Below are 11506 nucleotides of genomic sequence, written 5' to 3'. Positions count from 1 at the left end.
TACGATGGCATTCGCCATCGCCGGCGATGCCAGCGCCAATACCCCTGCCGTCATTCCCGCGCGGGCGGGGATCCAGAAACGCTGCCGTCGCATGTGGACTCCAACGGACGTTCCGCGTCTGGATTCCCGCACGGGCGGGGGTGACGGGATTGGGGAAGCGAGCGGCACCACCCGGTTTCGTTCTTGCGGAGAGAGAGGGCGGAAAGGGACGAGGTCCGCCGCACCCGGGTTGCCCACGAAACAAGGTTGCGCCGTCTCGACATCTGGCGTTGTTTTCCGCTAGGCGGCCGCAATGACCGATCATCAACCCTTGCGCGTCGCCCTCGCTGGTCTCGGCACCGTCGGCGGCGGCGTCATCCGGCTGCTCGACGCCAATCGCGACCTCATTGCCCGCCGCGCCGGCCGCGCGATCGAGATCGTGGCGGTTTCCGCGCGCGACAGGACAAAGGACCGGGGCGTCGACCTGTCGCGCTTCGCCTGGGTGGACGACACGGCCGAACTCGCCGCCTTCGAAGGGGCGGACGTGGTCGTGGAGCTGATCGGGGGCTCCGATGGGCCGGCGCTGACGCTCGCGCGGCGCACGCTGGGCGCGGGGCGTGGCTTCGTCACCGCGAACAAGGCGATGCTCGCGCACCACGGCCTCGAGCTCGCCGCCGCGGCGGAAGCGGCGAGCGTGCCCTTGAAGTTCGAGGCGGCGGTGGCGGGCGGCATTCCCGTCATCAAGGGCCTGCGCGAAGGCGCGGCGGCGAATGCGATCGGCCGCGTCTACGGCATCCTCAACGGAACCTGCAATTTCATCCTGTCCAAGATGGAGGCGGAGGGCCGCGACTTTGCCGATGTCCTCGCCGAGGCGCAGGCGCTGGGCTATGCGGAGGCCGATCCGAGCTTCGACATCGACGGCGTCGACGCGGCGCACAAATTGTCGATTCTCGCCAGTATCGCCTTCGGCACCCGGCCGGCCTTCGCGGACGTTGCCACCGGCGGTATCCGCCATGTCATCGCCGCCGACATCGCGGAAGCCGCCGCGCTCGGCTACAAGGTCCGCCTCGTCGGCGTCGCGGAATCCGGGCCGCACGGCCTGTTCCAGCGCGTTCATCCGCATCTGGTGCCGATCGACCATCCGCTGGCGCATGTCACCGGCTCGCTCAACGCGGTGGTGGCGGAGGGCAATTTCGTCGGGAGGCTGTTCTTCCAGGGCGCGGGCGCCGGCGACGGGCCGACCGCGAGCGCCGTCGTCGCCGACCTGATCGACATCGCGCGCGGCGAGTTCGGGCCGCCCTACGCCATGCCGGCCGCCGCGCTCATCGAGCAGGATCGGGCGGACAGCGGCGCGCGCCGTGGTCGCGCCTACCTGCGCTTCACCGTCGAGGATCGGGTCGGCGTGCTCGCCGAGATCGCCGCGGCGATGCGCGATGCCGGCGTCTCGATCGAAAGCCTGATACAGCGCGGCACCACCGCCGATGGCAAGGCCCTGGTCGCGATCGTCACGCACGAAGGGCCGGAACGTTGCGTCGCGCAGGCGCTGGAAAAGCTGCGCGGCTCGTCGAGCCTGGCGGGCGCGCCGCTGTGGATGCACATCCTCGGATGACGGCGCTGGCGCGTCATGTCGTCGCCTCCCCGGTCGGCGCGCTGACGCTGGTGGCGGAGGACGCCGGTCTGGTCGCGATCCTGTGGCCGGACACGGGCGAGGCGACGAGGGTGCCGCTGCCGGACACACACGACGATGCGTCACATCCGGTGCTGCGCGAGGCCGCGGCGCAGCTCGACGCCTATTTCGCCGGGACGCGGCGTCGCTTCGACCTGCCGCTCGCCCCGCGGGGCACGGCCTTCCAGCGACGCGTATGGGATGCCCTCGCCGCTATCCCCTTCGGCGCGACGCGCAGCTATGCCGATATCGCCGCCGCGATCGGGTCGCCCGTCGCCGTCCGTGCGGTCGGTGCCGCGAACGGACGCAATCCCATTTCGATCGTCATCCCCTGCCACCGGGTCGTCGGCAGCGGCGGCGCGCTGACCGGCTTCGCGGGCGGCCTCGCCGCCAAGCGGCATTTGCTCGCCTTCGAAAGCGCGCAGGGCGGCTTCGGCTTCTGACGGAACCGCTGCGCGGCGATGCCGGCCCGCACCCGCGTCGGTGAATCGAACCTCAGCCCGCCCGCCGCCGGCGCAATGCGGGCAGGTCGATGCCCAGCCGCTGCACCTTGTAATAGAAGGTCTTGCGCGGGATGCCGAGACGCTGGATCGCCGCGCCGACTTCCCCGTCCGTCGCCCCCAGCGCCTCGACGATCGCCGCGCGCTCGAAGGCGTCGAGCCGCTCCGGCAGCGTCGCCGCCGACGCCAGGCTCGGCGCGCCGTCCGCGAGCGGGTCGAGTCCCAGCACCAGCCGGTCGGCGAAATGCGCGAGCTCCCGCACGTTACCGGGCCAGTCGTGGCCGAGCAGGTGTGCGCGTGCGGCATCGCTCAGCATGGGCAGGGGCGCGCGCAGTCTCGCCGCAGCGCGCGCCAGCAGATGCGCGAACAGCAGGGAAATGTCCTCGCGCCGCTCGCGCAGCGGTGGCAGGCGCAGCCGCACCGCCGCGAGGCGATAGAGCAGGGCGGGATCGATCGCCTGGTCGCCGCGCTGCCCGGCCTCGCGCGCGGTGGCGATGATGCGCAGGTCGACTGGCACCGGATCGCGCCCGCGACCCGGCACCGTGCGGGTCTCGACGAGCGCCGCCAGCCGGTCCTGCAGTCGCTGCGTCGCGCGGTCGATGTCGTCGAGGAACAGGGTGCCGCCGTCCGCCGTGGTGACGCTGCCCGCGCCGACGCTCGCGAACAATTCGCCGTCGACGAGGGCCTCGGGAAGGGCAGCGCAGCCGATCGCGACGAAACGCTTGCGGCGCCGCTTGCCCGCCTGGTGGATCAGGCGGGCAAGCATCTCCTTGCCCGTCCCCGTCTCGCCTTCGATCAGCAGGTCGATGTCCGCGTCCGCCAGCGCCGGGATCATCGTCCGCAGGCGCCGGATCGCGGCCGATTCGCCGATCAGCCCGTCGCCGGCGTCCGCCTCGGCGGCCAGGCGCAGCCGGCGGTTCTCGAGCGCGAGCGCGCGCGTCTGGGCGGCGCGCGCCACGCTCGCCGTCAGTCGCTCGGGGTCGAACGGCTTGGTCAGGAAATCCCAGGCGCCGCGCTTGAGCGCGTCGACCGCGGTGGCGACGTCGCCATGACCCGTCATCAGGATGACCGGCAGCGACGGATCGCGCTGCGCCAGCGTCGCGAACAGTTCCAGTCCCGACACCGACGGCATGCGCAGGTCGGTGACGACGACGCCCGGATAGTCCGCGTCGAGCGCGGCGAGTGCGGGCGCGGCGGCGGCAAAAGCGTCCACCGCGACATCCGCGAGCCGCAGCGCCTGCGACAGCGACGCGCGCAGGTCGTCGTCGTCCTCGACCAGCGCGACGCGGACGGCGGGCTCGCTCATGCCGCGCGTCGCAACGTGATGCGGAACGCCGCGCCGCTGCCGTCCGGAGGTGTCAGGTGCAGCGCGCCGCCGAGATCGGTCATGATGTCCTGCGCGATGACGAGCCCCAGGCCGAGTCCGGTCGGGCGGCTGGTCGCGAAGGGCGTGAAGATGCGGCCGGCGATGTCCGGCGCGATGCCGGGGCCATTGTCGCGCACAGTCAGCAGGACGGTCTGCGCATCGCAGGCGAGGTCCAGTGCGATGTGCGGGTCAGGCCGTCCGTCCAGCGCCTCGATCGCGTTCTGCAGCAGATTGACCAGCACCTGTTCCAGTCGCACGCGGCCGGCGAGAACGCGCAGGTCCTGCGGGATGGGCGCCACGTCCACGCGGATCGCGCGCAGCCGCTCCTTCAGGATCAGGCGCGCGCCGTCGACGACCTCCACCAGCGACACGGGCTGGATTGCGCCGCTGCCCTTGCGCGCGAAGCCGCGTAGTTCCGCCGTCACCGCGCCGATCCGCTCGGTCAGACGCGCGATCGCCTGCAGGTTGCCGCGAACTTCCTCGGTCTCGCCGCGGTCGAGCAGTCGTTCGCCGGAGGCGGCATAGGTCCGGATGGCCGCGACCGGTTGTGCCGTCTCATGCGCGACGCTCGCGGTGATCTGGCCCAGCGCCGCCAACCGATTGGCCTGGCGCAGGCTTTCGCGAAGGTCGGCCGCGCGCGCCTCCGCCGCGGTCCGGTCCTCGATCTCGCGACGCAGGGCCGCCGTGCGTTCGCTGACCGCCGCCTCGAGCGCGAGCGTGCGCTCCGCGCGCCGCCGGACCCGTGCGCGCCATGTCCAGGCGATGCCCGCCAGCATCAGCGTCAGCAGGGCGGCGGCCGCCTGGGCGGCGCGGACGATGGGTTGCACCGCCGGCGCGGCGGCCATCGCGAGATGCAGGCGCCAGCCGCGTGCATCGGGCGGCGCATCGACCAGCGCGACCGGGCCGTCGATCCCCGCGACGCGGGTGCGGCCGCGATCGTCGGCGCGGACCGGGGACGGGCGCAACGCGGTGACGCCGCTGTCGGCGAGCACCGCGGCGGCACGTGCGGCGGGCAACGGCCGCATCGCGGCGAAGCGCCATGCCGGATGACTGGTCACGCGCACGATCCCGTCGCGGTCGGTCACGAACGTCTCGCCGCCGGCGGCGCGCCAGGCCTGCTCGATCCGGTCGAACTCCAGCTTGACCACCACCACGCCGCCGCCCGGCGTGCGGCGCGACAGGTACAGGCCGGGACGGCGGCTGACCGTGCCGAGTGCGAACTGCCGTGCCGCGCCGGTGCGTTGCGCCTGGGCGTAATAGCGGCGGAAGCGATAGTCCTGCCCCACGAAGCTGTGCGCCGTGCCCGCGTTGTTCGCCGCGATCGCATGCCCGGACGGCGCGATCAGGTAGATGGCGGCCGCGCCGGTTTCGCGGGACAGCATGGCCAGCTTCTCGTCGAGCCGCGGCGCGGCGCCCGGCGTTCCCGCCAGTGCGGCGCGGACATCGACATCGTCCGCCAAGGCGATGGGAAGCAGCTGGAACCGCTCCAGTTCGCTCGTCAGCAGCGCCTGGCGCAGCCGCGCATCCGCCGACAGGCTGGCGATGAACGCGCCGCGGGCACGGCTGCCGGCGATCGCGCCCGCCGCCCAGGCGACGAGACCCGCGACCAGCATCGCGGCGACGGCCGCGGCGACCCGGCGGGTGGTGGACGACATGGATCGGGCATAACCCGGGGCCGGATCATGGGCAAGTTTCTGCACATTGCGGACGAAGGATGCGCCGAAATCTGCCGGAAGGCATTCGACCGCTTTGTTCAAGAAACTGAAAAGTAACGATAAAAACAAAATGCAACAGGCGCTTTTCGGATGTCTGGTGGAGTGGCAGGCTTCGGGTTCAGACGCAGCGACCGCGACAGTCGGCCAGCGCGAGAGGAGAGGCCCATGACGATCGATCCCGCCGTACAACCCGCGATCCCATCCTCCGCCCGACCCCCATCCTCTGCCCGACCGTGGTATGCGCATCTCTATGCCCAGGTGCTCGTCGCGATCATCGCGGGCGTGTTGCTGGGGCATTTCGCCCCCGCGAGCGGAGAGGCGCTGAAGCCGGTCGGCGACGCCTTCATCAAGCTGGTGAAGATGGTGATCGCGCCGGTAATCTTCCTGACGATCGTCACCGGTATCGCCGGCATGCGCGACCTGGGTTCGGTCGGCCGCGTCGCGGGCAAGGCGTTCCTCTACTTCCTGTTCTTCTCGACGCTGGCGCTGATCGTCGGACTGATCGTCGCCAATGTGGTCCGGCCCGGCGCGGGGCTCAACATCGACCCCGCGACGCTCGACACGAAGAAGGTCGCCGAATTCGCCGAGAAGGCGCATGACACGACGATCACGGGCTTCCTGACAGGCATCATTCCCGACACCTTCCTCTCGGCGCTGACCGAGGGTAACATCCTGCAGACGCTGTTCGTCGCGATCCTGTTCGGGATCAGCCTGGCGCTGATCGGCGAGCGCGGACAGCCGGTGCTTGCGCTGCTCGAACAGGCGTCCGTCGCCTTCTTCAAGCTCGTCTCCATCGTGATGAAGGCCGCGCCGATCGGTGCGTTCGGCGCGATGGCCTTCACCATCGGCAAATATGGCGTCGGCACGCTCGCCAATCTCGCGGCGCTGGTCGGCACCTTCTACCTCACGTCGCTGCTGTTCGTGCTGGTGGTCCTGGGCGTCACCGCGCATCTCGCGGGCTTCTCGATCTTCCGCCTAATCGCCTATCTCAAGGCGGAGCTGCTGCTCGTGCTCGGCACTTCCTCGTCCGAAAGCGCGCTGCCCGCGCTGATCGAGAAGATGGAACGCGCCGGTTGTCCCAAGTCGATCGTGGGGCTCGTCGTACCGACCGGCTACAGCTTCAACCTCGACGGCACCAACATCTACATGACGCTGGCGGCGCTGTTCATCGCGCAGGCGTGCAACGTCGACCTGACCCTCGGCCAGCAATTGCTGCTGCTCGGCGTCGCGATGCTGTCGTCGAAGGGCGCGGCCGGGGTCACCGGCGCGGGCTTCATCACGCTCGCCGCCACGCTGTCGATCGTACCGAGCGTTCCGGTCGCGGGCATGGCGCTGATCCTCGGCGTCGACCGGTTCATGAGCGAATGCCGCAGCCTCACCAACTTCATCGGCAACGCGGTCGCCACCATCGTCGTGTCGCGCTGGGAAGGCGCGCTCGACCGCGACCGGCTGGATGCGGCGATGCGCGGCGAGATGCCGCGCGTCGACCAACTGCCCGCCGACGCCATCGCGGCAGAATAGGCCGCCACGCTTCGCCCGCCCGTCGCCCTGATCGGGGACGGGCCAGGCCTCGACCCGGAAGGGAGCCTCCATGTCCCGTATCGCCTGCGCCCTCGGCGGCGCCACCGCCCTGCTCGTTCTCGCGACCGCCGCGCGCGCCCAGACCGCGGCGCCCAGCGAGGCCGGCCAGACCCGCAATCCTGCCGCGCCGATGGCCCAGTCCTATCCCGCGGCGGCGGCGGGGGACGGCGCGACTGCCAACGGCTTCAACCTGTCGCGCTGGGCGGAGGACTGGAGCGGCTATCGCGATGCGAAAAAGCGCGACGATCCGCTCGACAGGCTGAAGTTCCTGCCGCTCGACGGCGACGGGGACGTCTATCTGACGCTGTCGGGCGAATTCCGCCTGCGCGTCAACCACACCACCAACCCGAACCTGCGCGATGCGCGGGCTCAGCGGCAGGACATCAACCGGATCGTGGCCGGCGCCGACCTGCACGTCGGGCCGCACCTGCGCGCCTTTGCCGAGGTCGCGCATGGCGGCATCTCCGGCGTCGAGCTCGGCGCGCCTGCGGCGACCCTGCGCAACGATCTGGTCGTCCAGCAGGCCTTCGTCGAGGGCGATGTCGATGTCGCCGGCATCGCCCTTGGTGCCCGTTACGGCCGGCAGGAATTCACCGACGGACCCAATCTGCTCGTCTCGCAGCGCGACAACAACACGATCCGCTACACGCTCAACGGTCTGAGGCTCTGGGCGCGCGGCAGGGCGGTGCGCGCCGACCTGTTCGACCTCAAGCCGACCGCCTATGGCGACCTCGGCACGGAGGACGATGTCAGCGATCCGGCGCGGCGCTTTTCGGGCGTGACGCTGGGCTTCGTCGTGCCGCGGGACTGGTTCGGCGGGTCGAAGCTCTATGTCGATCCCTTCTTCTGGCGGCGGCGCAACATGGTCGGCGCCTGGGGCGGGCGGATCGGTCCGGCGACGCGCTATTATGTCGGCACGCGCGTGTGGGGCGACGCCGGGCCGCTGACGATCGACTGGACCGTCAACCACCAATACGGCACCTATATCGCCCAGCGCATCGACGCCTGGCAGGTCTTCGCCGCGCAGACGCTGCGCCTCGGCAAGGCCGCCACGGCGCCGCGCATCGGATTCCACGCCGATTACGCGTCCGGGGGCGGCGGTTATGGCGACGGAAAGCTGCGCGACGCCTATGCGCCGTTCGGCAACAACATCTACTATAGCTACGCCCTCTTCCTGACCCCCTCCAACCTCGTCGCATTGGCGCCGAACGTCACCGTCTCACCGCTCCGGCAAGTGCGCGTGACGGCGGAATATCAGTTCACCTGGCGCGACAGCGTCACCGACGCGGTCTATCGCGCCAATGGACAGCCCTTCGCGGGCACGCAGAACGTCCGCGCGCGCAAGGTCGCCGACGTCGCGCGGCTTCAGGCCGTGTGGACGCTCAGCCCGCGCGTCTCGGTAACGGGGCGCTACGAGCACCTCGCCGCCGGCCCCGCGCTGACGGAGGCGGGCTTCAAGAGCAGCGACTTCCTGGCCGGGTGGGTCAGCTTCAGGTTCTGAGCGGGACCGACGAGGGGGGTCAGTCGGCCTCGCGCTCCAGCCTCGGCGCGTCCCGTGCTTCGCCAACCGGCGTTGCCGCCGCCTCGGCCGGACGGCCGATCGCCCCGGCGATCGCCGCCTGCAGCGTTTCCAGGCCATAGGGCTTGGCCAGCAGGACGGCCCCCGTCTCGACCGGCACCGCGCCGACGTCGCCCGTCGCGAAGACGATGCCGATGCCGCTGCGCAGCGCGCGTGCCTTGGTGGCGAATTCCGGGCCGGAGATGCCGGGCAGGTTGACGTCGGTGACGAGCACGTCGATCGGCACCGTCTGCAGCGCGGTCATCGCATCTTCCGCGCTGGCGGCGTCGACGACGACATAGCCGCCCTGCTGCAGCAATTCGGCGGTAGTGCCGCGGATTACCTCGTCGTCCTCGACCAGCAGCACCGTCACCTGGCCGCGCCCGGCGGGCTGCGGCCTCAGCGGGGCAGGAGGGCTGGCCAGCGCGCGGGCCTCCAGGCTTTGCGTCCGCTGCCGCTGGTTGGCGAGCACGTGGCGGAATTTCCGCGCCAGCGCCTCGCGCGTATAGGGCTTGGAGAGCAATTCGACGCCCGCATCCAGACGGCCGCCATGCACGATCGAATTCTCGGTATAGCCGCTGGTGAAGAGGACGGCGAGGTCGGGCAGCCGCTCCTTCGCCTTGCGCGCCAGTTCGGGGCTCTTGAGCGTGCCCGGCATCACCACGTCGGTGAACAGGATGTCGATCGGAATGCCGCTCTCGATGACGTTGAGCGCGCTTTGCGCGTCCACCGCCTTGAGCACGCGGTAACCCAGATCGCCCAGCATCTCCACGACCGTGGCGCGCACCTCGTCATCGTCCTCCACGACCAGTACCGTCTCGGTGCCGCCGATCGCCGGGCCGATGTCGGTCACGACCTCGACGTCCTCCGACTGGGCGGAGCGGGGCAGGTACAGCTTGATCGTGGTGCCCTCGCCGACCTCCGAATAGATCTTCACATGGCCGCCGGACTGTTTGACGAAGCCATAGACCATCGACAGGCCGAGGCCCGAGCCCTTGCCCTCGCTCTTGGTCGAGAAGAACGGCTCGAACACCTTGTCGATGATCTCCGGGCTCATGCCCGTGCCCGTGTCGCTGACCGCCAGCATGACATATTGCCCCGGCTCGACCTCGTCGTGCAGCCGCGCGTAATCGTCGTCGAGATGGGCATTGGCGAGCTCGATCGTCAGCTTTCCCTGGCCGCTCATCGCATCGCGCGCGTTGATCGCGAGGTTGAGCAGCGCATTCTCGATCTGCACCGGATCGATGAAGCAGTTCCACAGGCCGCCGCCGAACACCGTCTCCACCTCGATCGCCTCGCCGATCGCGCGGCGCAGCAGGTCGTCCATGCCCTGCACGAATCGGGTGACGTTGACGACCTTGGGCTCCAGCGCCTGCCGTCGCCCGAAGGCGAGCAGCTGCGCGGCGAGCTTCGACCCGCGCGACACGCCCGCCATGGCATTGGCGACGCGGCGTTCGGCGCGCTCGTTGCCGGCGATGTCCTTGGCCAGCAGCTGGAGGTTGCCCGACACGACCTGCAACAGGTTGTTGAAATCGTGCGCGACGCCGCCGGTCAGCTTGCCGATCGTCTCCATTTTTTGCGCCTGCGCCAGCGCGGCTTCCGCGGCGCGACGCTCACCGATCTCGGCGATCACGCGCGCTTCCAGATTTTCGTTGAGCTGGCGCAGCTGTTCCTCGGCGCGCTCGCGATGGCGGACCTGCCGCGCCAGCGCGTCGGCATGATCGCGCAGCGCCTGCTCCGCGGCGCGCTGCTCGGTGATGTCGGTATGGACGCCGACCCATTCGACGATGCTGCCGTCGGCATCCTTGATCGGCAGCGCGCGGATCAGGCAGTTGCGCCAGGCGCCGTCGTGTCGCCGCACGCGATGCTCGAACACGAAGATCGACCGCGCCGCCACCGCCGCTTCCCAGGCGATCACGGTCGGCTGCGCGTCGTCCGGATGTACCGCCGCGCTCCAGCCATAGCCGGAATATTCCTCCTCCGTCTGGCCGGTCAGCGCCTGCCAGCCGGGCTGCGCGCCCTGCATCCGGCCGTCCGCCGTATTGGTCCACAGGACGCCGTGCACCGCCTCCATCGCAGCGCGGAACCGACCGTTGCTGACGCGCACCTCCGCCTCGCGGCGCGCCCGTTCTTCGATGTCGGAGACGAGGACGTGGAATCCGGCGACGTTGCCCTCCGCGTCGATGCGGGGCAGGTAGCGGATCTCCGACCGGCGCGGGGTGCCGTCGCGATGGTGCATCAACCCTTCCGCCACGATCGGCTCGCCTGATAGCGCGCGTTCGATCAGCGGCAGCCGCTCCGCATAGACGTCGTCGCCGATCACCTCGCGCAGCGAGCGTCCGACCACCTGGCCGGCGTCGAGGCCCATCCAATCCTCATAGTAACGATTGGCGAAGCGATAGATCTGGTCGCGGTCGACATAGGAGATCAGCACCGGCAGCGCGTCGGTGATGGCGCGGAGTTCCGCCGCGCTGGCGGTCGCCGCGGCCTCTGCGGCGACGCGGGCCGTATTGTCGATCACGGTGCACATCACGCCGCCGATCGACCCGTCACTCTGGAAGATAGGCGTGTAGAACAGATCGAATCGCAGATGCTCGGGTGTCTGCCCGTCGCGCGTCAGCGTCATCGGCTGGTCGTGATAGGCGATGACCTCCCCCGCGAAGCCGCGGCGCAGGATCTCGCGGTTCCAATCCCAGATCTCCGGCCAGATATCCGGTACGAGTCCGCCCAGTGCCTTCGGGTGGTGCGCCCCGGCGATGGCCATATAGCCGTCGTTGTAGAGCATGACATGGTCCGGGCCCCACATCAGAACCTTCGGCACGGGTGAGTTGACGATGTTGGACACCGTGCAGCGCAGCGAGTCGGACCAGTCCTCGATCGGGCCGAGCGGCGTCCGGCTCCAGTCGCGCTCGCGGATCATTTGACCGCAGATGCCGCCGCCGATCGGGAAGGCGCTGCGCCGGGTCGGCGTGCGCCCCGATTCGCCGCGATCGCGGAGCAGTTTCAGCGCGGTCCGCACCACCTCGCTGGCGTTGCCGTAATCGCCAGAGGCGAGCTGGGCATCGATGAACCGATCGAGTTCGGCGGTGAGCGAGATGTTGCGCGACTGACGGATGGCCATGACATGCGAAATGACCCCGG

7 protein-coding genes are annotated in these 11506 nt (G+C 70.0%); 4 read left to right on the top strand and 3 right to left on the bottom strand.

Annotated features, from left to right (window positions below):
• Nucleotides 1-292 precede the first annotated feature (292 nt).
• A complete protein-coding gene (locus RF701_RS08750; RefSeq protein ID WP_308814718.1) occupies nt 293-1588 on the top strand; it encodes a homoserine dehydrogenase in 1296 nt (431 codons plus the stop codon).
• The gene (locus RF701_RS08745; RefSeq protein ID WP_308815643.1) at nt 1585-2088 is read left to right on the top strand and encodes a methylated-DNA--[protein]-cysteine S-methyltransferase; all 504 of its coding nucleotides are present in this window, start codon (nt 1585-1587) and stop codon (nt 2086-2088) included. Before RF701_RS08750 ends, RF701_RS08745 begins: the two co-directional genes overlap by 4 nt.
• Nucleotides 2089-2140: 52 nt before the next feature.
• On the opposite strand, the gene RF701_RS08740 is transcribed toward RF701_RS08745, so the two are convergent.
• A complete protein-coding gene (locus RF701_RS08740) occupies nt 2141-3451 on the bottom strand; it encodes a sigma-54 dependent transcriptional regulator (RefSeq protein ID WP_308814717.1) in 1311 nt (436 codons plus the stop codon).
• Nucleotides 3448-5166: an ATP-binding protein gene (locus RF701_RS08735; RefSeq protein ID WP_308814716.1), complete on the bottom strand. Its 1719-nt coding sequence runs from the start codon at nt 5164-5166 to the stop codon at nt 3448-3450. The genes RF701_RS08740 and RF701_RS08735 overlap by 4 nt, the downstream gene beginning before the upstream one ends.
• A 225-nt stretch (nt 5167-5391) precedes the next feature.
• Between RF701_RS08735 and RF701_RS08730 the strand changes: the two genes are divergently transcribed.
• Nucleotides 5392-6747, top strand: coding sequence for a dicarboxylate/amino acid:cation symporter (locus RF701_RS08730; protein ID WP_210359240.1), 1356 nt, complete (start codon nt 5392-5394; stop codon nt 6745-6747).
• A gap of 70 nt (nt 6748-6817) precedes the next feature.
• Complete coding sequence (locus RF701_RS08725; protein ID WP_308814715.1) at nt 6818-8308, top strand: alginate export family protein; 1491 nt, start codon at nt 6818-6820, stop codon at nt 8306-8308.
• 19 nt (nt 8309-8327) lie between these two features.
• Here RF701_RS08725 and RF701_RS08720 read toward each other — a convergent pair whose 3' ends face one another.
• A complete protein-coding gene (locus RF701_RS08720; protein WP_374758647.1) occupies nt 8328-11486 on the bottom strand; it encodes a type II toxin-antitoxin system ParD family antitoxin in 3159 nt (1052 codons plus the stop codon).
• Nucleotides 11487-11506 lie beyond the last annotated feature (20 nt).

It is taken from the genome of Sphingomonas sp. GV3, assembly GCF_031082075.1.
Classification (GTDB): domain Bacteria; phylum Pseudomonadota; class Alphaproteobacteria; order Sphingomonadales; family Sphingomonadaceae; genus Sphingomonas; species Sphingomonas beigongshangi.
Note: the sequence above shows the minus strand (reverse complement) of the source record. Positions and strands in the feature narration are given on the sequence as shown.